27 protein-coding genes are annotated in these 26,819 nt (G+C 37.5%); 14 read left to right on the top strand and 13 right to left on the bottom strand.

Annotation, left to right across the window (positions count from 1 at the left end):
• A partial coding sequence (locus tag F4V57_RS04905; protein WP_150330541.1) for an EF-Tu C-terminal domain-related protein occupies positions 1 to 422 on the top strand: 422 nt, incomplete at its 5' end.
• Positions 423 to 718: 296 nt separating this feature from the next.
• On the opposite strand, the gene F4V57_RS04900 is transcribed toward F4V57_RS04905, so the two are convergent.
• Positions 719 to 964: a hypothetical protein gene (locus F4V57_RS04900; RefSeq protein ID WP_150330540.1), complete on the bottom strand. Its 246-nt coding sequence runs from the start codon at positions 962 to 964 to the stop codon at positions 719 to 721.
• Positions 965 to 1,411: 447 nt separating this feature from the next.
• Here F4V57_RS04900 and rimI point away from each other — a divergent pair, with 447 nt between their 5' ends.
• Positions 1,412 to 1,876, top strand: a complete 465-nt coding sequence (rimI, locus tag F4V57_RS04895; RefSeq protein WP_070069528.1) for a ribosomal protein S18-alanine N-acetyltransferase — start codon at positions 1,412 to 1,414, stop codon at positions 1,874 to 1,876.
• A 97-nt stretch (positions 1,877 to 1,973) separates the two neighbouring features.
• Here the strand turns inward: rimI and F4V57_RS04890 are convergent, their stop codons facing one another.
• From F4V57_RS04890 to trxB, 3 genes are read right to left on the bottom strand one after another with little or no spacing between them, the layout of a single operon-like run.
• Positions 1,974 to 2,780, bottom strand: a complete 807-nt coding sequence (locus F4V57_RS04890) for an arginyltransferase (protein WP_070069529.1) — start codon at positions 2,778 to 2,780, stop codon at positions 1,974 to 1,976.
• Positions 2,781 to 2,796: 16 nt separating this feature from the next.
• Positions 2,797 to 3,522, bottom strand: a complete 726-nt coding sequence (aat, locus tag F4V57_RS04885; protein WP_070069530.1) for a leucyl/phenylalanyl-tRNA--protein transferase — start codon at positions 3,520 to 3,522, stop codon at positions 2,797 to 2,799.
• A 41-nt stretch (positions 3,523 to 3,563) separates the two neighbouring features.
• Positions 3,564 to 4,511: a thioredoxin-disulfide reductase gene (gene trxB, locus F4V57_RS04880; RefSeq protein WP_070069531.1), complete on the bottom strand. Its 948-nt coding sequence runs from the start codon at positions 4,509 to 4,511 to the stop codon at positions 3,564 to 3,566.
• A gap of 255 nt (positions 4,512 to 4,766) precedes the next feature.
• Here trxB and F4V57_RS04875 point away from each other — a divergent pair, with 255 nt between their 5' ends.
• Together F4V57_RS04875 and F4V57_RS04870 are read left to right on the top strand one after the other, a co-directional pair.
• A complete protein-coding gene (locus tag F4V57_RS04875) occupies positions 4,767 to 7,700 on the top strand; it encodes a DNA translocase FtsK (protein WP_070069532.1) in 2,934 nt (977 codons plus the stop codon).
• A gap of 31 nt (positions 7,701 to 7,731) precedes the next feature.
• Entirely contained in the window at positions 7,732 to 8,358 is a 627-nt protein-coding gene (locus F4V57_RS04870; protein ID WP_070069533.1) for a LysE family transporter, read from the top strand.
• A 185-nt stretch (positions 8,359 to 8,543) separates the two neighbouring features.
• Here the strand turns inward: F4V57_RS04870 and F4V57_RS04865 are convergent, their stop codons facing one another.
• From F4V57_RS04865 to F4V57_RS04835, 7 genes are all read right to left on the bottom strand, one after another.
• Positions 8,544 to 8,831, bottom strand: coding sequence for a PA4642 family protein (locus F4V57_RS04865; RefSeq protein WP_070069534.1), 288 nt, complete (start codon positions 8,829 to 8,831; stop codon positions 8,544 to 8,546).
• Positions 8,832 to 8,992: 161 nt separating this feature from the next.
• The gene (gene minE, locus F4V57_RS04860) at positions 8,993 to 9,265 is read right to left on the bottom strand and encodes a cell division topological specificity factor MinE (protein WP_070069535.1); all 273 of its coding nucleotides are present in this window, start codon (positions 9,263 to 9,265) and stop codon (positions 8,993 to 8,995) included.
• Position 9,266: 1 nt separating this feature from the next.
• Entirely contained in the window at positions 9,267 to 10,079 is an 813-nt protein-coding gene (gene minD / locus F4V57_RS04855) for a septum site-determining protein MinD (protein ID WP_070069536.1), read from the bottom strand.
• A gap of 60 nt (positions 10,080 to 10,139) precedes the next feature.
• The gene (gene minC, locus F4V57_RS04850) at positions 10,140 to 10,862 is read right to left on the bottom strand and encodes a septum site-determining protein MinC (protein WP_070069537.1); all 723 of its coding nucleotides are present in this window, start codon (positions 10,860 to 10,862) and stop codon (positions 10,140 to 10,142) included.
• Between the two features lie 100 nt (positions 10,863 to 10,962).
• Positions 10,963 to 12,024, bottom strand: a complete 1,062-nt coding sequence (locus F4V57_RS04845; RefSeq protein ID WP_070069538.1) for a hypothetical protein — start codon at positions 12,022 to 12,024, stop codon at positions 10,963 to 10,965.
• 13 nt (positions 12,025 to 12,037) lie between these two features.
• On the bottom strand, positions 12,038 to 12,958 hold the full coding sequence (locus F4V57_RS04840) for an acyltransferase (RefSeq protein WP_070069539.1): 921 nt from the start codon (positions 12,956 to 12,958) through the stop codon (positions 12,038 to 12,040).
• A gap of 146 nt (positions 12,959 to 13,104) precedes the next feature.
• On the bottom strand, positions 13,105 to 13,647 hold the full coding sequence (locus F4V57_RS04835; protein ID WP_070069540.1) for a type 1 glutamine amidotransferase domain-containing protein: 543 nt from the start codon (positions 13,645 to 13,647) through the stop codon (positions 13,105 to 13,107).
• A gap of 307 nt (positions 13,648 to 13,954) precedes the next feature.
• On the opposite strand from F4V57_RS04835, the gene F4V57_RS04830 reads away from it, so the two are divergent.
• From F4V57_RS04830 to hisC, 8 genes are all read left to right on the top strand, one after another.
• A complete protein-coding gene (locus F4V57_RS04830) occupies positions 13,955 to 15,403 on the top strand; it encodes an RNA polymerase factor sigma-54 (RefSeq protein ID WP_070069541.1) in 1,449 nt (482 codons plus the stop codon).
• Positions 15,404 to 15,547: 144 nt separating this feature from the next.
• Positions 15,548 to 15,865 carry a ribosome hibernation-promoting factor, HPF/YfiA family gene (gene hpf, locus F4V57_RS04825; RefSeq protein WP_070069542.1) on the top strand — a complete coding sequence of 106 codons (318 nt, stop codon included), beginning with the start codon at positions 15,548 to 15,550 and terminating at the stop codon, positions 15,863 to 15,865.
• Between the two features lie 137 nt (positions 15,866 to 16,002).
• Positions 16,003 to 16,254, top strand: coding sequence for a BolA family iron metabolism protein IbaG (gene ibaG, locus F4V57_RS04820; RefSeq protein ID WP_070069543.1), 252 nt, complete (start codon positions 16,003 to 16,005; stop codon positions 16,252 to 16,254).
• Positions 16,255 to 16,260: 6 nt separating this feature from the next.
• Complete coding sequence (gene murA, locus F4V57_RS04815; protein ID WP_070069544.1) at positions 16,261 to 17,523, top strand: UDP-N-acetylglucosamine 1-carboxyvinyltransferase; 1,263 nt, start codon at positions 16,261 to 16,263, stop codon at positions 17,521 to 17,523.
• A gap of 3 nt (positions 17,524 to 17,526) precedes the next feature.
• Positions 17,527 to 18,216, top strand: a complete 690-nt coding sequence (gene hisG / locus F4V57_RS04810) for an ATP phosphoribosyltransferase (protein WP_070069545.1) — start codon at positions 17,527 to 17,529, stop codon at positions 18,214 to 18,216.
• A 338-nt stretch (positions 18,217 to 18,554) separates the two neighbouring features.
• Complete coding sequence (locus F4V57_RS04805; RefSeq protein WP_070069565.1) at positions 18,555 to 19,217, top strand: DUF4272 domain-containing protein; 663 nt, start codon at positions 18,555 to 18,557, stop codon at positions 19,215 to 19,217.
• 116 nt (positions 19,218 to 19,333) lie between these two features.
• Complete coding sequence (hisD, locus tag F4V57_RS04800) at positions 19,334 to 20,635, top strand: histidinol dehydrogenase (protein WP_081409186.1); 1,302 nt, start codon at positions 19,334 to 19,336, stop codon at positions 20,633 to 20,635.
• Between the two features lie 157 nt (positions 20,636 to 20,792).
• Positions 20,793 to 21,881, top strand: coding sequence for a histidinol-phosphate transaminase (gene hisC / locus F4V57_RS04795; RefSeq protein ID WP_070069547.1), 1,089 nt, complete (start codon positions 20,793 to 20,795; stop codon positions 21,879 to 21,881).
• A 53-nt stretch (positions 21,882 to 21,934) separates the two neighbouring features.
• On the opposite strand, the gene F4V57_RS04790 is transcribed toward hisC, so the two are convergent.
• A complete protein-coding gene (locus tag F4V57_RS04790; protein ID WP_070069548.1) occupies positions 21,935 to 23,266 on the bottom strand; it encodes an anthranilate synthase component I family protein in 1,332 nt (443 codons plus the stop codon).
• 407 nt (positions 23,267 to 23,673) lie between these two features.
• On the opposite strand from F4V57_RS04790, the gene F4V57_RS04785 reads away from it, so the two are divergent.
• Positions 23,674 to 24,495 (top strand): transporter, encoded by an 822-nt coding sequence (locus tag F4V57_RS04785; RefSeq protein WP_227515674.1) that lies wholly within the window; start codon positions 23,674 to 23,676, stop codon positions 24,493 to 24,495.
• Positions 24,496 to 24,634: 139 nt separating this feature from the next.
• Positions 24,635 to 25,951: an MFS transporter gene (locus F4V57_RS04780; RefSeq protein WP_070069549.1), complete on the top strand. Its 1,317-nt coding sequence runs from the start codon at positions 24,635 to 24,637 to the stop codon at positions 25,949 to 25,951.
• Positions 25,952 to 26,137: 186 nt separating this feature from the next.
• On the opposite strand, the gene F4V57_RS04775 is transcribed toward F4V57_RS04780, so the two are convergent.
• On the bottom strand, positions 26,138 to 26,659 hold the full coding sequence (locus tag F4V57_RS04775) for a nuclear transport factor 2 family protein (protein ID WP_070069550.1): 522 nt from the start codon (positions 26,657 to 26,659) through the stop codon (positions 26,138 to 26,140).
• Positions 26,660 to 26,819: the final 160 nt, after the last annotated feature.

Raw genomic sequence — 26,819 nt, 5'->3', positions numbered from 1 at the left:
CAGTAACTGGCGTAGAAATGTTCCGTAAGTTGCTAGACGAAGGTCGTGCAGGCGAAAACTGTGGTGTGTTACTTCGTGGTACAAAACGTGAAGAAGTACAACGTGGTCAGGTATTGGCTAAACCGGGCACAATCAAACCACATACCAAATTCGATGCAGAAGTATATGTACTTTCTAAAGAAGAAGGTGGTCGTCATACACCATTCTTAAATGGTTACCGTCCACAGTTCTATTTCCGTACAACTGACGTTACTGGTGCAATCCAGTTAAAAGAAGGTGTGGAAATGGTAATGCCTGGTGACAACGTAGAAATGTCAGTAGAATTAATCCACCCAATCGCAATGGATGCTGGTTTACGCTTTGCAATCCGTGAAGGTGGTCGTACTGTAGGTGCGGGTGTAGTTGCTAAAGTAACTGCATAATCACTTTATGCTATTAAAAAACGCCCCACTTTGGGGCGTTTTTTTATTATCAATAATAAAAAATGATACCGTGCTATTAATGTGGACTTAGATATTTGTATATTTAGGATTGCATTAATAATAAAATAATTGATAAGCATTAAATCATTTTAGATATTTTTTATCTAAATAATATTGAAAATTTATGAATATATTGTTGCGTTCTAAATAAATTACTAAATATGATTTTGATAGATTTAAAGGATTGGATATTGATTTATATAAATCCTCACAGAAGTGAGGATTTATATGAGTAATTATTGTACAGAACTATCGGCACTGGTTGCTTGACTTGGATCAGTTGATTGGATATCACTTGCTGGAGCATAGCTATCAGTAGGTTGAGCTGATGCTACTGGTTGGCTTTCTACTGGAGCTGGAGCAGTCTGAGTTGTAGCAGCATCATCAGCGGGTTGGGAGTCATGGGTACTTGCACAACCTGTTACAGCAAATGCTGCAATTGAAATGGCACCAATCAAAGCAGTATTTTTTAAAAGATTCATAATCTATCCTATCATTTTACACAATGCTTATACTTAGGATATCTAAGTATTCTCATACTCAAAATAAAATTGATTAACTATCAATTTATAAATGGCATCTTGATATTTAATCTAATTTTGAGCAAAAGAAATGTACCATTGATTTTTATTTTAAAATAGAGAGTATTGATAAAATAAAACAATGTGAAACAATAAGTTACTTCAGCATTAATTTTGTGTATATTGGTATTATTTTTAGGTATTATTAATAAATTAATAAAATTTATTTGAATTTGTTTTAACACATTATATTTTTCTTAAAATAAGTATTATTGTGATTATTTTAAGTGAATTTTTAAAATATGTGATTTATTTTCAGTTTTAAATAATTTAAAAAAATATTCAATTTTATGTATTGATGTCTATATACTTAGCAGCATCTTTACTTGATCTAATATTGATTAAAATATGATAAACATTCGTCCAATGCAAAAAATTGATCTTGAATCTGTGATCAATATAGAACAACAAGTTCAGTATCATCCATGGACAAAAAATCAATTTATAGACAGTTTGCAAAGTTATCAGTGTACAGTGATCGAAAATTATCAAAGGGTTGTGGGATTTTGTATTATGCAGCCTGTACTGGATGAAGCGAACTTATTGTTAATGGCGATAGATCCCGAATTTCAGGGACAAGGACTTGGCTTCACATTACTTGAGGCTGCAATCAATCGTTTAGGTGAAAAATGTTCTCAAATTTTTCTTGAAGTACGTGAGAGCAATCAGGCTGCAATTAAATTATATGAAAAGACCGGATTTCATCAAATTGATATGCGTAAAAATTACTATCCTACTGCGAATCATAAAAAAGAACATGCGATTATTATGGTGAATATGTTGAATGCCAACATTTTTCAATTTTCTTCTTAAAATATTTATATATCAAGTTTATGCAAAAACTTTTATATTGGCTTTTGCACAAAGGAATGATAATTAGGTGAAAATGATAAGTACTGTGACCATTCGTCTATTTATTCACGCGACTTGGGAAAGTATTGATTAATGAGGTGCCAATTTGTTCAACTTCTTCCTGGGTTAGATGATGGGAAAATCTTAACCATTGCCCATCAAGCAGGACTTCAAGTGGCGTATATTGAATTTTATATGTCATTTTTGCAGAATGAGGAACCCAATAGCCTAAATATAGATAATCTAATCCCTGCGATTTAACATATTCAATTTGACTTAAAATTGAGTAGACACCAAGGCTACGACGATGTTCTTCAGGCTCAAAAAAAGTGTAGACCGCTGACAATCCATCATCTAATTGATCACAGGTTGCGACACTCATGAGTTGATCATCTTTCCATAATTCTAAAAAGAAGCTTTCTGCACAGCTATGAACTAAAAATTTCTCAAATTGATCACGTGAAGGAGGATACATATCACCATCATGATGACGTAAACGAATATAGCGTTCGTAAAGTGTATAATGATAGTCTTGTGCTTTTATTGTTGGTGTAATTGTGATACGCAAGTCATTATTGCGTTTAATCGCCTTTCTTTGGCTACTGTTTGCTTCGAATAGATGTACAGGAATTCGTGCAGTAAGGCATTGTCGACATAGATGACATTCAGGGCGATAAATAAAATCACCACTACGACGAAAACCTGAGCGAGACAATTCAGATAAGGTCACTGTATCTATACGCTGTACCGGATCTAGAAAAACCATACGAGCAGAGCGATGAGTTAAGTAGCTACAATCATGCGGTGGCGTGATGTAGTACTGTAAATCATCCAAAGGCGTTATCGGAGGTGTATATGATTTCATGCCTTAAACCCAACCTCTAGCCGTTTAAGTTATTCTTTATAGCAATATCATAGGTTGAAAATACACTGTTTTGGTAGAGTTTCCAATCTATATTTGGTTTATTTATAACGTTTTGTAACGATTTTAGAAAACTTTTACGGCTAGTGGTGGTTGCTCCCAGATTCATAAGATGGTCATTAGGTAATTGGCAATCAACCCACGGACAGTTTTGTTGGGCACATAATAGCATTAGACTATAAAATGCCATTTTAGAAGCATCTGTACGGTGGTTAAACATAGATTCACCAAAGAAACCTTGTCCTAGGCTAATTCCATATAGACCACCAATTAATTCTTTTTCATCCCAGATTTCAATACTGTGAGCATAACCAAGTTGGTGTAGCTGGATATAGCTCTCAATAATGCGTGAGCTAATCCAAGTTGCCTGACTATAACTTCTTGGTGCCGCACAGTTTTGGATGACTTGTGCAAATGCTTGATCAATACGCACTTGATAATTGTATTTTTTCATGTTGCGAATCAGGCTTTTACTTGGCCTAAATGTCTGTGGTTCAATGATGCAGCGTGGTTCTGGACACCACCAGCAAATAGGTTCATCTTCATTAAACCAAGGAAATAGACCTTGACTATAGGCATGAAGTAATGTTGCTGGTGTTAAATCACCACCGATACAAATTAAGCCCTGACCATCAGGGTCAACTTGTTCCGGATCAGGAAAATCGTAAATACTATCAAAGTTCATATTAATTTAAGTAAATAAAAAAGAGCCTTGCGGCTCTGTGATTAATGTTGGTCAAGATATGCATCGGCATCTAGGGCAGCCATACAGCCCGAACCTGCCGAAGTAATGGCTTGACGATAAACATGATCTGCAACGTCACCTGCGGCAAATACTCCTGCAACACTGGTTGCTGTAGCGTTACCATTCAGGCCACTTTGCACCACGATATAACCGTCTTTAAGCTGTAATTGATCCTGAAAAATGTCGGTATTAGGTTTATGACCAATCGCAACAAAGAAGCCTTGTACAGCAACTTCTTGCGTTGATTGATCCTGCGTTGATTTTAAACGTACGCCAGTAACACCTGTCTGATCACCCAACACTTCATCGACTTGATGATTCCAGATAATTGAAATTTTACCTTCTTTTTCTTTAGCGAATAAATGATCTTGAAGAATTTTTTCTGAACGTAAGCTATCACGGCGATGCACTAGTGTAACGTGCCCTGCAATATTGGAAAGATAAAGCGCTTCTTCTACTGCCGTATTTCCACCACCGACCACCATAACATTCTGGTTTTTATAAAAGAAACCATCGCATGTTGCACAGGCACTCACACCTTGGCCCATAAATTTTTGTTCAGATTCAAGGCCTAAATATTGCGCGGTTGCTCCAGTTGCGATAATGAGTGCATCACAAGTGTATTCTCCCATGTCTCCTTTTAAGACAAAAGGACGAGTCTTTAAGTCCACTTCATTAATGTGATCATATAAAATTTCTGTGCCAAAACGTTCAGCGTGGGCTTGCATACGCTCCATGAGTGCAGGGCCGGTTAAACCTTCTTCGCCACCCGGCCAGTTATCAATTTCTGTTGTGGTGGTTAATTGGCCCCCAAGTTGCATGCCAGCAATTAATAGTGGTTTTAAGTTGGCACGAGCAGCATAAACCGCAGCACTATATCCTGCTGGACCTGAACCTAAAATAATGAGTCTTGAGTGACGGGCGCTCATGTTTATTCCTTACATTGAGATAAATTTTCAACTGTTAAAATTATACGTGAAATTTGACAGGAGAGGAGGGGACTTTTGTCATGTAATTTTGATCAGAGCAATAGATATTCTCGATTTGTGTTATTTTTGAGTGAAAGTGCGCTATTCATATAAAGTAACAAGATTTTCTATTTGAAGCAGTGCATAATATAGGACGAATAATCAATTGTGTCGTTCAGGCTTATTTTAAGTGGTAAATCAATAATAGGATAATCGATGAGTGTAGTTAGCGGTAATTATGCACAACGTGTGTTAAGTACCATTTTTTTGGTGTCGTTTGGCATTTATCTTTTTTTAGCGACCGTCACTTATACACCATTTGATCCAGGCTGGATGCATGTATCAAGTGATACGCAACAGGTAAGTAATGCCAGTGGAATTGCCGGTGCATGGGTTGCCGATATGCTTTATGGTTTGTTTGGCTGGGCAGCCGTTTTATTACCAATATTTATGTTTATTGAAGCAATTCAGGTTTGGTGGCCTCGTAGTTATTTAACACACCCATTCCGTTATGCTTCACAATTTTTTATTTTAATTACTACTGCTGCATTATTATATTTTTTCTGGAATGTACCCAGTGACTCATTAATTAATGCATCAGGCGGTGTTATTGGTTATGAAATTGCCAAAAGCTTATCATCAGTATTAACTCAGATTGGCGCAATAATTTTTCTGATTGCTTTTAGTGTTGTATTGTGGACGCTGGCATTTAAAATTGAATGGTTAAAAACAAAAACATTATTAAGTGCTATTCCGGGATATTTACAGGATTTATTTTATAAAAATGTACCAGCAGATGTAGAGGATTATGATTTAACTCTGGATAAAAAACATTATGGAGCAAAAACTAAAACAGAAAATGTAGCGCAGGAACATCGTGAACTTGAACAAGTAGAATCTTCACAAAGTTTGTATGAAGCAACTAAAGAAGAACAACAACTGCGTGAAATTGAGAAAAAAATTGTTAAACAGCCTGTATCGACTGTTGCGACGGAAACCATTATTGCAAAAATACAAGAAGCTGAAAATTCGGTGGTACATACTGGTGAGGTCTGGAAAGCCTCTGATATAAAACGGCAAACTATTGAAGATAAAAAGCAAACTTCTCCTGAATCTATTGATGAAGTAGTTTCGATTGAACCGATTATTGCTATGCCATCATCTGATTCTCATGATGCAATTGAACAACTCATTGCAGAAGCAGATCGACATTTACAACAACATAATGAAGTAGAAACTTCTATTCTGGCTGCGAATGATGATGTTAATCAAGAAAAAAAAGAAAGTCTTCTGGATTGGACAGATGATCAGGTGTTTGATGAATTATTGGCTGCTGTACCAAATGAACAAAAAACTAAGCCAATGACTGCTTTGACATCTACTATAGATATTGATTTGCCAGAGAATTTCTCATCTAAAGTCACAGAGATTAATGATTTTGCAGAATTGGATATTGATCAATTTGATCAATTATTCGATAAAGCTCAAGAAAATAAGAATTCAACCAATAAACCGTTAAGTAAGGAAGCATTTATTGAGGCATGGCAGGAAACAGCTGGTAAACCTGATGAGGAGCAGGATTGGGAGGATTTGGATGCACCTTTAACTGATGCATCAGGTCGACCTGTATCTCGTGCTTTTCAAGTCGTAGAAAAACGCAGAAACTTATCTGCCTTACCTGGTCTTGACATGTTGGATCGTGTTGATCCGAATAAGAAAGTAAATTTTACTGCCGAACAGTTAACACGATTATCAGAATTGCTTGAAATCAAATTACAGGATTTTAATGTTAAGGCCAAAGTTGTAGAAGCACAGCCTGGTCCAGTTGTTACTCGCTTTGAACTGGATTTAGCGCCTGGAGTTAAAGCATCGAAAGTTACCAATATTTCGCGTGATTTAGCACGATCCATGTCGATGGCATCTGTTCGTGTGGTAGAAGTCATTCCCGGAAAACCTTACATTGGTATTGAAGTGCCAAATAGCGCTCGGGAAATGGTGCGTTTAATCGAGTTGCTTGAAACACCAGTTTATCGTGATCCTACAGGTTTGATTAGTATGGCCATGGGTAAGGATATTTCTGGACATCCAGTATTAACCGATCTGGCCAAAGCACCGCACATGCTGGTTGCTGGAACTACTGGTTCTGGTAAATCGGTTGCAGTCAATGCCATGATTTTATCCATGCTGCTCAAATATACACCGGATCAATTGCGTTTAATTTTAATTGATCCTAAACAACTTGAATTAGCAAATTATAATGATATTCCACATTTGTTAACACCTGTTGTCACTGATATGAAAGATGCAGTGAGTGCCTTGAACTGGTGTGTTAATGAAATGGAACGCCGTTATAAACTGATGTCTTTTCTTAAAATTCGTAAAATTACTGATTATAATCGTAAGGTTGAAGAAGCGTTGGCACGAGGTGAGGATTTAATAGATCCAACATGGAAACCAAATGATTCTGCAACACAAGATCGAGCACCACGCTTGCAACCATTACCGATGATTGTGATTGTTGCTGATGAATTTGCTGATATGATCATGCAGGTGGGCAAAAAAGCCGAAGAAATGATTACACGTCTGGCACAAAAATCTCGTGCTGCAGGAATACATTTGTTATTGGCAACACAGCGACCTTCTGTAGATGTCATTACTGGATTAATTAAGGCCAATATTCCAACCCGTGTGGCATTACGTGTCAACTCAAAAATTGACTCACGTACTATTCTGGATGCAGGGGGTGCAGAGGATTTGCTTGGTCATGGTGATATGTTGTTTCTAGGACCAGGTAAAATTGAACCTGAACGTGTACATGGTGCATTCATTTCTGATGATGAAGTCAATCGTATTTGTGATGCATGGCGTGAACGTGGTTCACCGAATTATATTGACGAGATTCTTACACCATTTGATGAAGAGGGCGGATCAAGTGCTGGTTTTGATTCTGGCGACAGTGATCCAAGTCGTGATGCCTTATATGATCAATGTGTAGCATTTGTACTGGAAAGTCGCAAAGTTTCTGTTTCTTCATTACAGCGTAAATTCAGTTTAGGTTATAATCGTGCAGCCCGTATCGTTGACCAAATGGAAGAAAACGGACTGGTTAGTCCGATGGGACCAAATGGGAAACGGGATATTTTAGTTTAGCTGTTTTAAGTTTAAAAATAGGAATGAAGATATGTTGATTGCATTGTGCACATTAGCTTTTATTCAGTTTTGTGCATTGATTACACCAGGACCAGATTTTTTGATTGTGTCCCAAACTGCAATTAGCCGTAGTCGTAAAGATAGTTTTATTGTAGCTTTAGGTGTTACTGCCAGTGTCATGGTATGGGCATTACTCGCATTAATGGGATTAAATATTATTTTTGAAAAAATGAGCTGGTTAAAACATATTATGCTGGTGTTAGGTGGGTTATATCTATGTTGGTTAGGCTATAAATTATTACGTTCTGCTTTTACTAAGAAAGAAAATACATTTCAGCAAGCTCCGACAGTTGATATGCCAACATCTGCATGGCTTTATTTTTTGAAAGGATTTTTAACCAATATATCTAATCCTAAAGCTATTATTTATTTTGGTAGTATATTTTCAGTTTTCTTAACTAATCCAGCATTAGATCAGTGGCATTCATTATTATTTATTATTGTATCTGTGGAAACATTATTGTGGTTTAGCTTGGTTGCCTTTATTTTTTCATTACCTAAGTTTAAACTGGCTTATGAAAATTCAGCAAAGTGGATTGATGGAATATCTGGTGGATTATTTACCGCATTAGGTGTATACCTAATTGGTAATCACTGATATCTTTAAAATATTTAAAGTAATCAAGATCTTTAGGTGTTTAGTCAGATTTTTTTTGTGAAAAAATTATGAAAATACAAAATTAATATTCGATATATATTATTGAAATAACATGATCTATCTTATTATTTTGAATATATAGCCTGTTTATCAGGCTATATTTTACTTTTAAATTTGATACTGAGTTATAGAAATTTTGCCAGTACTTCCAGAAAACCATCTTTTTGACGTGGATATTGGGAAATCACATCTTTAATGGTTTGCCCTTCTGGGTTGGTTGCATGAACATCATGACCGTCTGCGACGAATTTTGTAAGAAGCCGCTCATAATCATGTGGGCGCATGTGTTTAAACGCATTATAAAGGATATGATAATCGGCATTTACACCTTCTGGTGGAAGATGATTTAGATAAGCAAATACACGATCATCAGACCATTCTTCATTAAAGGTAGCAGGTTGAGAAACTGCCATATTTGTTTCCTCAAAATTTAAAAGCGCAAAATAATCTCATGGCAAAAAAGCACTACTTTTTTGATTGAAAATAGCGCTTTGTGCTTTATTGCAGAAGAGGTAAGACAAATCTTACTTCCTTCTACTTTGCCATTCGTTACAGAAATTGCCAAAAAGAATGTTTATTTATCTTCAGGTAAATTAATATTCATTTCCAGCATTTCGATATTTGCTTCAGAACGTACCGACATATTGATGTTATTTTCATCAACGCCTCGGACATAGCGACTGACAACCTGAAGAATTTCTTTTTTCATCTGGTTGATTTTATCCTGACTTAACCGACGTCCTAGACCTTGCTCAGATGCGACAATTACTTTCAGGCGATCTTTTGCGGTTTGTGCACTACTATGCTTGTCGTCTGCACTAAAAAGTCTACTCCAGAATCCTGCCATTTTATGCTCCAAATAAACGAGCTAACCAACCTTTAGGTTGCGCTTTGATGTGACGATAAGGGCGCTCTTCACCAAGGAAACGAGCGACTAAGTCATCATAGGCCTGACCGGCTTTAGCTTCAGTATAAAGAATAACAGGTTTACCTTCGTTTGATGCCTGCAATACACTTGGACATTCTGGAATGACGCCTAATGTTGGAATACGCAGGATATCTTCTGAAATATCTTCAATTGTTAGCATTTCCTGACGATCAGCTCGTTCTGGATTAAAGCGGGTAATACATAAGTGTTTACGTATACGCCCTTCTTTTTGTTCTACTTTTTTGGTTTTGCTATCTAGCATACCAATAATGCGATCAGAGTCACGTACCGACGAAATTTCCGGATTGGTTACAATGATCGCTTCATCTGCATGGTACATTGCAAGAATGGCACCACGCTCAATACCTGCAGGGGAGTCACAGATGATGTAATCAAATTCTTCTGATAATTCATCAATAACACGTTGTACTCCGTCATCCGTAAGCGCATCTTTATCACGGGTCTGGGAGGCAGGTAAAATATATAAATTATCGATGTCTTTATCACGAATCAATGCTTGTTGTAAACGTGCTTCGTTATTAATGACATTGACAAAATCGTAAACAACACGGCGTTCACAGCCCATAATCAAATCAAGATTACGTAAGCCTACATCAAAATCGATGACAACGGTTTTATGACCTCGAAGCGCTAAGCCAGTTGCAAATGAAGCACTGGTAGTGGTTTTACCTACTCCGCCTTTGCCGGAAGTTACGACAACAATTTTGGCCACCGAATATACTCCTGTTTGGACTTTATTGCCCTATGGGCTATTGCTAAAATTTAACTTACCTTAAATGGATAATAGGGCAAATTCAAGTTCTTGATTGTTATTTAGATGAATTTGCACAGCTTGTTTTAAATATTCCTTGGGAATGTCATCTGCAACACAATATGTTCCTGCAATCGAAATCAATTCGGCTTCTAATGATTGGCAAAAAATACGAGCTGTTTGCTCCCCACTGGCGCCAGCAATTACTCGTCCACGAGCTGTTCCATAAATAAAAATATTACCTGATGCAATCACTTCTGAACCACTATTCATACTGGCAGTCAAAATGATATCGCCATTGTCTTCAACCAGACTTTGTCCAGTACGTAAAATTTCATCATGGTAAATCGTGGCATGTTGTGCTGTGCTGACAGGAACTAATATTTCTGTTTCTGTGATTGCAGTTGGTTCAGTGCTAGGTGTAGGTTGCTGTACCACTTTTGAGGTGGCTTTAATACGTTGTACTGGTTGATCTGGGGGTAAAACCGGAAATTGAATCGCACGCGCATCATCACCAAGTAGACCATCAATGACTGCCATTGGTTGTAGCTTAAATTCAATCAATAGCTGGATGAGGGCAATCAATTCTTGTGTCACACTACTATCAATAATGACCAGTGTACCAGTGTAATCGTCAGTAGCCAGTAATTGGATCAATTGTTGGCGGATATGATCGAGATCATTGGTGTCAAAAGTCAGTCTTGAAAAATTGACCATCCGTCCTGTGATACGAATATCTGCCATGATGAATCCTTATTGCTTCAATAGTTAAACTTGTTTGAAATTATTTGTAGTCACACATGCTAATTTAAATTCGCATGAAGTACCAGTACAATGGCTTATTTTACACAGAGTTGCTTATAGAATCGGTATTTTTATCCAATTTCTGTTGCCATTGCTTAATTTTTACTTGTTCCCGAATACCAATAAAACTTTCTCGTACAATTGATTCTATCAATTGATCAATTTGAGCAGTATCAAGCGGTGTCTGGCTGATTTGATCCGAAATTTCTGTGAGTAATGGATTGGCTGTGCTGGCTGGATTGGGTTGGCGGGAAAAACGATCAACAATACCAGTTGTTATATTCTCGCCGATACGTTGTCCAATCGATTGAATCTGTTGCTCAAGTTTATGTCCTATAATTGGCATTACACTTAATAATTGTTTTAATTCCGGTGTATCGATAATAGCCTGATTTACAATTTGACCAATGTCATTACTTATCAATTGTTGCTGCTTTGCCAAAGTTTGTGCAACAGAAAGTTGTAAAATTTCTGCAAGCGCTTGCGCAAAAGGTTGACGATGATGATCGATAATGGCATGAATTCTTTGATGATGTGTGGTGCTGGTATCCAGTTCATTTTCCACACCTTTAATTACTGTGAGTACAATACGATCAGTTAATTCTTCCATTACGACATCATAATAAAATTTCACTTGACGGATAATTTTTCCAGGAACAACTTGATAACCCAGTTCATGCAAACGATAGGCAATAATACCGGCACGTGCCAAACGTAAGAATCTGAACATGGGGATAATAGCAAGAACTTCATACCAATGGATAAAAGGGAAAAACCACCAGCGACGATGGTGGTTGGCAATGATTGAAAATAACCAGCGTGCAGCCAGTTCTGCAATCAAATAGCAAATAAAGTAAAAATCAATGGTGTTTACAATCGGATACCAGACTTGAATGTAATGTGAGCGGAAGGTCGATAAATGCAATAACTCGGTGATCCATGCGCCAAATCCACTGAGAATGAATGCCTGAACCAGTAAGGTAAGCAGGTTACAGACAATCAATAACATCATTAGAGCATCATAAATTAGAAAAACTTTCCATTGCCATGTGGTGTGATCAATATTTTTCAAAAGTGGATGAGATGGTTTCGGGTTCTGCATGATAGACGATATCCTAGTTCAGCGAGGACTGTTGTAAACGTTGCTTCATCAGACTAATACGTTGATCTTTTTCCTGCCAGATTTGGTCAACCCAGTGCTGAAATTTTTGACGATACTCTGCATCATCTTCATAATTTGCCTCATTGATCCAATCAGGTAATGTAATTTTACGCAAGTCTACGGCAATGCGTGGCACATCTCCAAGCCAGAATTCACCATAGCCCGGAATGCTATCAGGATAGACGATCGTCATATCTACCAATGCATCAATCTGATTTCCCAGAATATGTAAAGCTAAAGCTAACCCGCCTGCCTTAGGTTTAAGCAGATGTTGATAAGGTGATTGTTGTGACTGATGTTTTTCTACAGTAAAACGTGTACCTTCCAGATAATTGAGCAGAGTAAATGGTTGGGTTAATAATTGTTCACAGGCTTGGCGTGCTTCTTCCATATCGCGTTGTTTAAGTATTGGATTTTTTGCAATTTCGGCTTTGCTATGTCGTTTCATCATTGGAAAGCCTAAAATTTTAAATGCCGGCCCTACAAACGGAATGAAAATAAGTTCCCATTTGGTAAAAAAACGTGTCAAGGGCATACGACTTACCCCGAAATATTGATTGACCGTAGTATCCACCCAACTTTGATGATTACAAATCATTAAATAGCGCCCTTGCATATTTAAATCTAATTGTTCATCAATATGAATATCCCATTTTGTTTCCGGTAAAACGTGATCAATTAACCAATTATTTATATTTAGCCAACTATTGGTAATTTTAATATTGGTTTCATCAATTTTTTTTGATTGGGCAAACAATTTGGTCAAGCCAAGAGCCAGAACAGGTGGGCCATGAAGAAAAGTGCTTGCAGTGATGGTTGATGTGACCGAAATGCCACGAGCAATTTTTTTTAACAGTGTATTTGATCTTTTCATGGGTGACTCATAACTTACATGTTATCCATTCATGGATAATATTATGCCTGAATCATAAAAGCTTGTTGAAAAATCATTGAAGAAACTTCAACAAGCTTGTTTTAAGTCACAACATCGTTGTTTAAATTTTGGTAAGCATGAACTGATTATTTTTCTAATTCATCCAGAATGGCTTGATTGAAATAAGGAATATCATTGGGATTACGGGAGGTAATTAAAGGCCAGTTATTGGTGATGCAGCGATGCACTGTTTCATCATGCCAGTGAGCTCCCGCATGAATTAAATCTAGTTGAATCGACAGGTAAGAAGTAAGATGCTTATCTTTTATACGTTCGGCATTAATCAAAATCCATGGTGCATGGCAAATGGCAGCAATAGGTTTACCTTGATCTGTAAAATATTGCACAATTTTTTGTGCATCAGTATCAATTCTCAATTGATCAGCATTCACGGTTCCACCAGGAATAATCAAAATATCATAATCATCAGGAGTTACTTTTTGTAAAGTCGTCTGTGGCGAGTAACTTGTGCTGGGATCAGTATCATTTTTTACAGTATAAATATCTTCAGATTTGATGGCCGCTAAAATACTTTCAATACCTTTAGATTGTAAAAATTCAAAAGGTTTAATAAGTTCATCATGTTCTACACCTGAATTACTGGTAATGAATAATGCTTTTTTTGTCATCTTGAATATCCTTGTTATCAGTCAATTAAAAATTACTTATTCAGGCTAACATGACCTATTGGATGGAAATGTTGTGCTTTGTGCGGATCGTGTAGAATTTACTTATGAAAGTGCATCAAAATGATAAATGAAATATTCTGAAATAGTATGTGATGTAAAATCTATTAAATTAAAATAATTAGAAAAAAGATCTAATAAGCCAGATAGGTAAATTTAGGTTGATGCGTTGCTTTTGCTAAATTTTGTAGTTACCATGCTAAAAAGGCACGATATTTGCTAACCACAAATCCTGATGTAGAGTATATTTATGAAACTATCTGTAGGTCTAAAAGTTGCGAATACTTTATCGCTAACACCTCAGCTACAGCAAGCGATCAAACTCTTGCAGCTTTCATCACTAGAACTTGAGCAGGAAATCCAGAATCAGCTTGATAGTAATCCACTGCTAGAAGCAATAGATGATGATTTTAAAGAAACTTCTTCGGCGAATGACCATGATACCGATCAATCTAGTCATGAAGAATATAATCAAAATGAATTAATTCCTGATGATCTTCCTGTGGATACCGATTGGGATGAAATTTATACACATCAGCCTACTGCATTGGCAACACCTGAATACGAAGAACGTGAAGATAATCGCAGTGGTACAGAAAGCCTAAGTGATCATTTACTCTGGCAAATTAATCTATTACATCTATCAAAAATCGAACAAATGATCGCTTATTGTATTGTAGATGCGTTAGATGAACGAGGTTATCTTGATTGTGAAATTGAAGAAATTCTGACAGCAGCGCAGCATTTGCTGACACAAGCTGGCATTGAAGAAGAACTTGAGTTGGCCGAAGTGGTGGTGGTTCTCAAATATATTCAACGACTGGATCCGGTTGGTGTGTCTTGTCGTAATCTTGTGGAATGCTTGTCAATACAATTAGAAACTTATCATCAAAATTTACAACTAAAAGCCAATGCACATGCACTGCTAGCGCATGCCGATCTATTAATGGCCAATGATATTAACCGTTTAATGAAGCAAACCAAGTTAAGCCTTGAACAGCTTAAACATGCCATGACTTTGCTGAAATCATTTGACCCAGCACCCGGTGCACAATTTCAAAGTAAGGAGCAGGAATATCAAACACCTGACGTAATCTTACAGAAAAAAAACGATCGCTGGCATGTGTTTTTAAATCCAGATATTTTGCCAAAATTACGGGTCAATCCATATTATGCAGGACTAATTAAAAGAGCAGACCAAAGTGATGATAATCAGTATCTAAAAAATCAGATGCTGGAAGCCAAAAATTTTATTAAAAGTATTGATGAGCGACATAAGACATTATTGAAAGTAGCGACGTGTATTGTTGAACATCAACGAGATTTCTTTGAAATTGGTCCGGAAGGGATGAAACCTTTAGTACTTCGGGATGTTGCAGATGAGGTGGAATTGCATGAATCCACTGTTTCACGAGTTACGACCAATAAATATATTTTGACTCCGCGTGGTTTGTTTGAATTAAAGTATTTCTTTTCCAGTCATGTGGGTACCGCAACTGGAGGAGAGTGTTCGTCAACAGCCATTCGGGCAATGATCAAAAAACTGATCGCTGCTGAAAACTCTAAAAAACCATTGTCAGACAATACGATTGCCAAAATGTTACAAGAAGAGGGGATTGATGTGGCAAGGCGTACCGTTGCCAAGTATCGTGAGTCTTTAAATATTCCATCATCTTCAGATCGAAAAATCTTGATTTAAGCGCAGGGATATGATTATTTAGAAGTGTACATGAAGTACAGATTTAACTAGCAATCTAGTATGATGAATTGATCATTTGCAAAGTGTATTCAACGTATTTTGTCATTTGATTTGTTTGACCATCACAATCATGGGAGGCGTAACATGCAAATAACCATTCGTGGACATCATTTAGCAATCACACCTGCGATTGAAGAAAAAATAACAATACAATTTTCCAAGTTAACCAAACATCTTGATCAAATTTGTAGTATGCAGGTGAAATTACAAAAAGATCATCGTTTAACATCCCGCAGCCATAAAGGGCAGGACAATCATAGTGCTGAAATCATTTTGCGTTTGCCAGGCAAAGAATTATTCGCGCAGGCTTCCGCCGATGATATGTATCAGGCCATTAATATTTTGGCTGAAAAAGTCCGCCGTCAGTTAGAGCGTCATAAGGCTGCAAAACTTGTTGCCTGATGATCCAAGTCATAAATAAGGGTGCAATTTGAAGCACCCTTATTTATTTTTATAGAGATTTTGTAGTCTGATTCAAACTTATAGTAAACTAGGCGGCTTTATTAGTCGTTGACTTAGATGATTTAGAGACCACAGCAATGAATAGTGATCAGCTTTCACAAATATTACAGCAAGCATTTCCGCAAGCCGAGATTGTTGTTACAGGTCAGGCAGGTAAATTTGATTTGCGTATTGTCGATGCCGGATTTGAAGGCAAAAGAACTGTGGCTCGCCAACAGGCTGTTTATGCGCCTCTAAATGAACATATTGCATCTGGTGTTGTCCATGCCGTAACCATTCGTGCCATGACGCCTGAAGAATGGCGTAAAGCTAGCATGTTTGGAGTGTAACAATACATGGATAAATTTTTAATTCGTGGCGGTAATGTTTTAAATGGCAGCGTTAGAATTTCTGGTGCAAAAAATGCGGTTTTGCCTTTGTTGGCCGCCACCATTTTGACCGATGAGCCTATTACCATTACCAATGTACCAAATCTCAAGGATGTCAATACCTTGATTAAGCTGATTGCAGGCTTGGGGGTAACCATCAGTTATGAAGGTGACACTGTCAAGGTCGATACCAGCACTTTACAAAATCAATTTGCCCCTTATGAATTGGTAAAAACGATGCGGGCATCTATCTTGGTACTTGGTCCATTATTGGCACGTTATGGTCAGGCCAAAGTTTCCTTGCCGGGTGGGTGTGCGATTGGTTCACGTCCAGTCGATCAACATTTAAAAGCCATGGAAGCACTAGGCGCCGAAATCGAAGTTGAAGCCGGTTATGTTCATGCCAAGGTTAATGGTCGTTTAAAAGGTGGTGAAGTCGTCTTTGATATGGTGACAGTAGGTGGTACGGAAAATATTCTGATGGCAGCAGTATTGGCTGATGGCATCACAACCATCCGCAATGCCGCACGGGAACCGGAAATCACAGATTTGGTCAATATGCTCAATAAAATGGGTGCAAAAATTACAGGAATCGATACAGATACTTTAGTGGTCACAGGTGTAGAGCAATTACATGGTTGTGAGCATGCAGTGGTAGCAGATCGTATCGAAACGGGTTCTTATCTGGCTGCAGCAGCTATTACTGGTGGGAAAGTTAGAACGACACATACTGATCCAGATTTAATGGAAGCGGTACTGGATAAGTTTGAAGAAATGGGTGCAGAAGTCACACGTGGGGATGACTGGATTGAGTTGGATATGCTTGGAAAACGTCCAAAAGCAGTGAGTTTCCGTACCTTACCGCATCCAGAATTTCCCACAGATATGCAGGCACAACTGATGGCGGTAAATGCTATTGGTCGTGGTTTTGCTACGGTATCAGAAACCATTTTTGAAAATCGCTTTATGCATGTTCCTGAATTGTGCCGTATGGGTGCTAATATTCAGGTCGAAGGCAATGATGCCGTGATTACGGGTGTTGAGAAATTACAAGGCGCTCCAGTGATGGCAACAGATTTACGGGCATCATTTTCTTTGGTTATTGCTGCTCTTGCCGCAGAAGGTGAAACCGTGGTTGATCGTATTTATCACATAGACCGTGGTTATGAAAATATCGTAACAAAACTGCAAGCACTTGGTGCAGATATTCAAAGAATTAAAGGCGAATAAGTCATGCAACAACAAGATGCAAATTCACAAAGTGAAAATGCCATCATGGGGAATTTTGATCATGGATTAACTTTGGCACTCAGTAAGGGACGGATTTTAAAAGAAACTCTGCCTTTACTTGCTGAAGCTGGTATTGAATTGCTTGAAGATCCTGAAAAATCTCGTAAACTCATTTTTCCAACTACAAATCCAAATGTACGGATTTTGATTCTACGTGCCAGTGATGTCCCCACTTATGTCGAACATGGGGCAGCAGATTTTGGTGTGGCAGGCAAAGATGTTCTGATGGAATATGGTTCGGAAAATGTCTATGAGCCGCTAGATTTAAAAATTGCCAATTGCAAATTAATGACTGCGGGAAAAGTCGGTATGATTAAACCTCAAGGACGTTTACGTATCGCGACTAAATATGTCAATTTGACCCGTCAATATTATGCTAGCCGTGGTGAACAGGTTGATGTGATTAAGCTGTATGGTTCAATGGAGCTTGCACCACTTGTTGGCTTGGGACATTATATTGTTGATGTGGTAGATACTGGTAATACTTTACGAGCAAATGGTCTTGAGCCACTGGAAGAAATTTGCAAGGTATCTTCACGATTAATCGTGAATAAGGCCAGTTTTAAACGTAAACATGCGATATTAAATCCGATCCTTAGCCAGCTTGAAAAAGCAGTGGAACAACGTCAATAACAATTAAAGTTACTGAGGTGTGTTGAGAATGAATTGCACATTAAATTGGAACTTTAAATAAAGACGCTTATGTTCTATTTTTGCATAAAAATAGCTAAATTAGACTGATTGCTGCATTAAACAGCTTGTCAATATACCACTCATATTGGCTTCACTGATTGTCGTATTAAGCCATAATTTTTCTCATTTTTTATGGCAAAGATTAAATCTCAACATATAAAAAATCGTCCTCAGTTGGCGATTTTTTATATGTTAATAATAGATTTAACAAAACTCCTAAATTGCCAAATATGTTATTCGTGTTAAAAAGAATTTTTCATCGTATTCGTTTAATCAAAATGAAAAATCCAGAGCAGCGTAAACAACAATCCATTTTAAAATTGAAACAAAACAATATTCCTTATATTGATTGGCTTCCCTGTATTGAATCGTCAGATGAAGTTGTATTGCGATCAGTAGATAATATCGCCAAGCGAGCCATAAGCTGTTTACTGATGATTCAGATTGCCTGTGATATAAACAATCAACAATATGATGCAGAGACCAAAGAATTTATTGACACTTTACTAAATAAATTTGTGGTCAAAAATGAGCTAACATTTAAAGAGTTGGCAATTTTTAATGATCAGGCTTCTGCTCAAGATGTGATTAATATGATCTGGAAATATGAGGCTTATTGGGTTTTATTGTGGGCGCTGGGAATTGTGGATGAACTAGATTATCCTGATCACACCATAGATTGTGATTTTGCTATTCAGGCTGTGTCTTCCTGTGAATCTCTGGCTGAATTTATGGCAAAAGTAAAACTGCGGAATATTGAAGATATTCTGGATCAGGCCGATTTGATTTACCGATATGACTGGGCATGTGTAAATGCTCGTTTGAAACAGCAGCCAGCACCTGCGAATTTAAATGCATCAGTTGTTGTTGAACGTCATGGTGCATTGAACTGGCTTATTCAACAAGACAGTGATTGGGATCATCCGGATGTGAGTACTTAAAAGAAACTTCTTATCGACTTAAAAGTAATTTTCTATAAAACCAGACAAATTTGATAAATTTATCTTGCCCATAATTGTCTTAAACAAGGTAAACTAATTGTTTCCTAAATAACTTTGTGGGTAAATTGATGCGACGTTTATCGACTCAAGAGCAAAACTTTAAGCAGGTCTTCGCTGATTTGCTGGCTTTTGAAACAGTGAGTGATCCTGAACTTTTAAAAACTGTAGATCAGATTATTGCCGATGTACGATTATACGGTGATGCACATGTATTAAAACTCACTCAACAGTTCGATCGACATCCTGCGCATCAATTTTCGGATCTGGAAGTTTCCCAACAACAATTAAAAGCAGCATTTGATGATTTGGACAAAGACGTTCGTGCAGCACTAGAAATGGCAGCAGTACGTATTCGGGCATTTCATGAGGCACAAAAACAGGATGGCTGGACTTATGTAGATGCTTTGGGCAATACATTGGGACAGAAAGTTACGCCACTGGATCGTGTTGGGATTTATGTGCCGGGTGGTTTGGCATCTTATCCATCTTCTGTGTTGATGAATGCAGTCCCAGCCCATGTTGCCGGTGTTCAAGAAATCATTATGGTCGTTCCTGCTCCCAACGGTGAATTAAATCCATTGGTTTTGGCTGCGGCTTATCTTGCCGGTGTACATCGGGTTTTTACCATTGGTGGCGCACAAGCTGTTGCCGCATTGGCTTATGGTACAGAAACTATTCCACAGGTCGATAAAATTACTGGACCTGGGAATCGCTTCGTTGCTGCTGCAAAACGTGCGGTATTCGGACAGGTTGGAATTGATATGATTGCCGGCCCATCGGAAATTCTGGTTTATGCAGAAGGTGTTAATAATGCCAAATGGTTAGCGATGGATGTATTATCGCAAGCTGAGCATGATACTGTGGCTCAGGCAATTTTTATTACACCGGATGAACAGCTATTGAATGCTGTAGCTGAGGCGGTGGAAATACATTTAGCCAATTTACCTAAAGCTGACATTGCTCGAACTTCAATTAAAAATCGTGGTGCTTTGGTTTTGGTAAAAGATCGTACAGAAGCCATTGAACTGATTAATCAAGTTGCGCCGGAGCATCTGGAGCTTTGTCTGGATGATGCAGAGGCAATGAGTCATCAGATCCGTCATGCAGGCGCAATTTTTATGGGACGTTATACACCGGAAGCTATTGGTGATTACTGTGCAGGGCCAAATCATGTCTTGCCAACCTCTGGAACAGCGCGCTTTTCATCTCCTTTAGGTGTTTATGACTTTCAGAAACGTTCCAGCCTGATTATGTGTTCACAGGACGGTGTGAAGTCTTTGGCGAAAACAGCGGATATTCTGGCACAACAGGAAAATTTGGATGCTCATGCCCGTTCAGCGCGTTATCGTTATTTGTAAATATTAATATCATTTACCTTGCCTGAAATTTTTTCTGAAAACATTTGTTTTGCAAGAGAAAAAGCTTTTACAGTGTTCATGATGTATATCACTCATGAAGTTTCTCTTTGTGATCAAGAGGAGGTCAGGTGAGGTTAATTTTAATCAGAGATAAAAAATGGCCTTTGTAACTGAACAACAGAAACGTTTCTGGAGTCCACTGGTTCGTGAATTAGAACCTTATGTGCCGGGTGAACAACCTAAAATTCAGAATTTACTTAAACTTAATACCAATGAGAGTCCGTATCCACCATCTCCTATGGTCGTGCCTGCCGTACAGGCAGTCTTAGTCAATCAGGCAGACGTTTTAAAACTTTATCCTGACCCTGATGCGATGCAACTTAAACAGGCGATTGCTACACAACAACAGGTTGAGATTAGTCAGGTTTTTGTCGGTAATGGCTCAGATGAAGTTTTGGCCCATATTTTCAAAGCATTCTTTGTGCAGGAAAAACCATTACTTTATCCAGACATTAGTTACAGCTTCTATCCTGTATATAGTCAGTTTTTTGATTTGGTCAATATTAAGCCTGTTGCCTTGCGTGAAGACTTTTCCCTGAATGTTACAGATTATATGCAGGATAATGGCGGTATTATCATTACTAATCCAAATGCACCGACAGGTTGTGCGATTTCTGTACAAGATATTGAAACCTTATTACAGGTCAATCGTGATTCAGTTGTTGTGATTGATGAGGCTTATGTGGACTTTGGTGCAGAATCAGCAGTGTGTTTGGTTAATCGCTATGAAAATCTGGTGGTTTGCCAGACCACATCCAAATCACGTTCTCTGGCTGGTTTGCGTGTCGGTTATGCGATTGCTCAGTCACATTTGATTGCTGCACTGGAAGCTGTTAAAAATAGTTTTAATTCTTATCCAATTGATCGTTTAGCCATTGCCGCGGCCGTTGCTTCATTCGAAGATCAGGCTTATTTTACAGCGCAGTGTCAAAAAGTCATTGATAGTCGTGAAGCTTTAGTCGAACAATTACAACAGTTGGGTTTTAATGTTTTACCATCAAAAGCCAATTTTATCTTTACGTCACATTCCCATAAGCCTGCGGCTGAAATTGCGGTTGAATTGCGACAGCAAGGTGTGATTGTTCGTTATTTCAATAAGCCACGTATTGACAACTTTCTGCGGATTACGGTTGGTACGGATGAACAGAATCAACGATTAATTGATAGCTTAAAAAGCATTATATAAATAAGTTTAATCGGAATGCTGTCATGACAATACATGGCAGCATTTAAATTAAGTTACTGATGTTGATTAATAAAGTTAAGTAAAGCCGATACCTTATCCAGACATTCCTGATATTCAGCTTCACATTGTGATGCCACCGTAATGCCACCGCCTGCCCAAATACTGAGTTGATTTTGATAACGTTGTAAACTGCGAATCAGAATATTAAAACGTCCTGAACCATCATAATTAAAATAGCCAAGACTGCCACAGTAGGCGCCACGGGCGTCACCTTCAAGTTCATCAATAATTTGCATGGCACGAATTTTTGGTGCACCAGTAATTGAGCCACCCGGTAAAGCTGATAATAACATTTGCCATGGATCGATATTCGGCTTTAAAGTGGCTTGAATTTCACTGACCATGTGGTGTACTTGTGCAAAACTTTCAATTTCAAATAAGCTTGGCACATTGACCGATCCAGTTTTTGCATAAACACTCAGATCATTGCGTAATAGGTCAACAATCATAAGGTTTTCAGCTTGATCTTTTTCTGATTGTGACAATTGTTGTTTTAATGCTTGATCCTGTTTTGGATCGGCATGACGTGGTAAAGTGCCTTTAATCGGGCGAGTAATGATTTTACCATCTGAACTAAATTCAATAAATAATTCAGGTGAGCAACTCAATAATTCAAACTGTTCATAAGCAATATATCCTGCAAATGGCGCCTGAGTTAAATCCAGAAGTTCAGGAAGCAAGGATAATAATTTCCCTGATTGAATCTCTGTGAAAAATTCCTGAGTTAAATTAATTTGATAACAATCACCCGCATGCAAATAGTTCTGTACCTGAGTAAAAGCTTGTTGATAATGTTGTTTTTGCCATCGAGCTTGCATGGCATGTTTTAGTGTGAATAATGGAACTTCCGGAACAGTTACCTGTCCAATCACTTCAATGAGCTGTAAAATTTTCGGATGGTTGGTTAATGTTGAATCACAAAATAAAATCCATTGATCCTGAACCTGTTTAATGATCAGATCATATTCAGCAATGATTATAGTGGGCTGAGATACAGGATGTTTTGGCTTAATCCATTGCGCTGCTGCAAAATCATAAGAAATAAAAGCAATATAACCGCCCTGAAAAGAAAGAGCTTGCTGTTGCTGATTAGATCCATTGAACTGAATGCTTATTATGTTAGCCTGCGTATGATTGACATAGCTAAAATCAGCTTGTCGCTGCCAGAGTTGCTGATCATCCGGTAATTGTAATTGTTTGGGGTAACAGGCAAAAAAGGGTTGATCCTGATCCTGTAAAAAAACAAAGCCAAAATATTGTGACATGGCTTGTTGTAGACGATAGAAATTAACGCTTGGTGAAAAAATAAAATGTTCGACTAGCACGACAGCAGCTTGCCATAGAAAAGATAGTGGATAGTTTACGTGATTTTAATGTGAATATCAGAATAAATTACTTGTGGATCAGAAAGTTGATCATGGTAAGTTTTGAATTTATATCAAATATGATTTCAAATTTTTTTAAATATATTAAATTATTTTAAAAATTTGTCTATTAATAAAATCATACTCATTATATTTAAAATAATTACCGAAAATGAAAATCAGGCGTCATTTTTGAAAAGAAGAAAACAAAGAATAACGATAGAGTTGATTTGGACATAAGTTTGAATGCCAATTTTATTCTGCATTCAAATATCAAAGATTATGGATGTTATGTCGGTTTGATTTTTAAGGATGAATCAATGAAGAATATCATGAAATACGCATGTTTGAGTTTAGCTCTTTCAAGCATGATTTCATCATCATATGCTGTGGATGTTGATGCTGGTGGAATAGGACCTGTACCTGCGGGCACTAATTTTTTTGCATATTATTATCAACATGCAGAACGTGATGAACTTTACTCAGGAGATAAGGAAGTTGCTGGAAATCAAAAATTGGTTTCAGATGTGATGTTATTTAGATTTGGGCATTATTATAAGTTTAAGAATATCCCGATGACCACGCAATTAATTATTCCGTATGCCAGAATGGAAGCCAAAGAGGACAGTGCAGCTTTGGGATCAGATTCAGGTATTGGAGATGTGGTATTAACTCAAGGGATTTATTTATATAGAAATGATGCAATTAAAGGTTCTGCTTTATTTACTCAATATTTGGCTTTGCCAACAGGATCTTATGATCAGGATAAAAACCTGAATGTTGGAGAAAATCGCTATAAATATGTTGCACAATTGAGTTATACCAGAAAGATTTTACCAAAAGTTGCATGGGAAATTATAGGAGATACAACTTTCTATGGCACGAATGATAAATTGGCCACTGGTGGAAAATTAAAACAGGATAATGGATTTCAGCTTCAGACCAATACTCGATATTTCTTAAAAGATAATTGGGATGTGCGAGCTGCACTCTCTTATGCGGATATGGGAGATACAGAACGAAATGGTGTAAAAGCAGATGGTATGAAGCAAACCAAATTTTGGGTAGGCACCAGTTATTCACCCAGTAAAACTACAAACCTTATTTTATATGTTGGTAGAGATATAAAAGTAGAAAATGGTTTTAAGGAAAATCAGCGAGTTAATTTTAGGTTTGTTAAGCTTTTTTAGCATTTGAATATATGATCTGATGCATGATGATATATTGCTTCTAATGATTTAATCATAAAAATTATTTTTGAATATCGAAACAATATTGTGCATCAGACTTGAGAGCTTTTCCTGAACGTATTCACAATGGAGGTGAATGATGTCTGTAGGTGCAATTAATGTCAATAATTTGCTGAATCATGCAAAATTTTCAAGATTTCATTTTGGTGTAGTCTTCTGGTGTACATTAATTAATATTTGTGACGGTTATGATCTGGTGATTTATGGTGTGGTCTTACCTAGATTAATGGAACAATGGTCACTAAGTTCGGTTCAGGCGGGTATGCTGGCCAGTACAGCAATGTGTGGCATGCTTTGTGGTGCATTGTTATGTGGAATTCTGGCTGATAAATTTGGACGTAAAAAACTATTACTCCTAAGTGTTTTCTTTTTGAGTACATTTACGTTTTTGGGCGGCTTTGCTTCAACGCCTACAGAATTTGCGATTTTAAGATTTTTAGCTGGATTAGGTATTGGCGGAGCTATGCCGAATGTAGTTGCATTGACATCTGAATATGCACCTAAAAAAATGCGGGTTACTATGGTCAGTATCATGTCTTGTGGTTATGCGGTAGGTGCGATCATTTCTGCTTTAGTTGGTTCAGTTCTGGTAGAAAAATTTGGCTGGCAAATCATGTTTATGATTGCAGGTATTCCATTGTTATTTATACCTGTAATGTGGAAATATTTACCAGAATCTTTGGTCTTTTCAGTGAAACAAAAACAAACAAATCAAGCACATGCTTTAATTGCAAAAGTTAGCCCAGAAACTAAAATTTCTCAGGGTGTCACACTCACTTTAAATGAATCCATAGAAAAATCCTATGGTTCAGTTCGGGTGTTGTTTCAGGAAGGAAGAGCTGCCGGTACATTTAAATTTTGGGTGGCATTCTTTATGTGTTTATTGATTGTTTATGCCTTGAGTAGCTGGTTACCCAAACTGATGTATAACGCTGGTTATCCACTGGGTAAAAGTATTTTGTTTTTACTGGCAATGAATGTAGGTGGAATTATTGGTGGAACAACCAGTGGCATGTTGGCAGATAAATTTCATATCAAGCCAGTGGTGATCAGTTTATTCTGCATTGCAGCTTTATCATTGATTGCGCTGGGCTTTAATTCCTCAGCAGTTATTTTATATACACTGGTTGCGATTGCAGGTGCCTCTATACAAGGTGCATCTATTTTACTCTATAGTTATGTTGCTCAGTTTTACCCACTGGTTGCAAACTCTACAGGTATTGGCTGGGCATCTGCTATTGGTCGTACAGGAGCCATTGCAGGGCCAATTCTTGCAGGAATGCTGTTATTGCTAAATCTGCCGCATCTATTAAATTTTGTGATTATTAGTGTCCCTGCAATCATTGCAGCAATTGCAATTATTTTATTGAAAAGCAACAAAAATATAGCCAGCTAATGGGTGAATAAAGCTGGCAGTTTCCATTGCTCATAGTCATGTATCTCTCTTGCCCTGATGTAATCAGCAGGGCTTGTTTTTGATGATAATGATTGCTGGATAATGCAGCCAATTGGGTGGTTTGATTTATTAAGGTATCGGTTCTGAACGATAAAATGGCATACCGCTCAGATGACAGGTCTTAAATTATTTAAATACAGTATAAATAGGATCTGTTGGCCATTGTCCACCAATAGGCTGTCTGACCCCAAATAATTCACTTTTATTGACCGCATTAACAGGTGTTTCAGTCAACCAGTCATAAATAACGGTACGTTGAGCAATACGCCACTCATGATTACGTTTTTCAAAATAATCGGCATATCTGCCCCAGATGAATATTTCCTGCATGCGACCATTTTGATCAGGCATACGTTGAATTGCACTAAATTTTGACTCTACATTGGCTGAGGTTGTCTGATATTGAATCAGAATATTGCTAATTTGATGAATACTTAATTCAAAATTTGGCAGGGACAACAGTGCATAATGAATAAAACCATCTGCATTACCCTGATAGGCACCATGTTGGTCTGTTGCATCAGGCCAATAAGCAGACCGCAAGGCGGCTTCATCTGCATTATCTATACCCCGACAGTAACGATATAAACAATCCCGAATGGCTTCCTTATCCAATAACTCCTGAATTAAGGTTGTACTAATATCCATTTTATAAATTCCTTTTAAATGCGGTTATGGCGTGACCGAATTTCACAATATCTATCTGGCATCGTGCAGAAAATCTTGTGCTATATGCTGGTTATGGTGCAAGCATTTGTGAAATGTCTACACATCCTAATGTAATCAGACTGAAAATTTCTGCAATGAT

The sequence above is a fragment of the Acinetobacter qingfengensis genome (assembly GCF_008693185.1).
In the GTDB taxonomy this organism is placed as follows: Bacteria; Pseudomonadota; Gammaproteobacteria; order Pseudomonadales; family Moraxellaceae; genus Acinetobacter; species Acinetobacter qingfengensis.
Note: the sequence above shows the minus strand (reverse complement) of the source record. Positions and strands in the feature narration are given on the sequence as shown.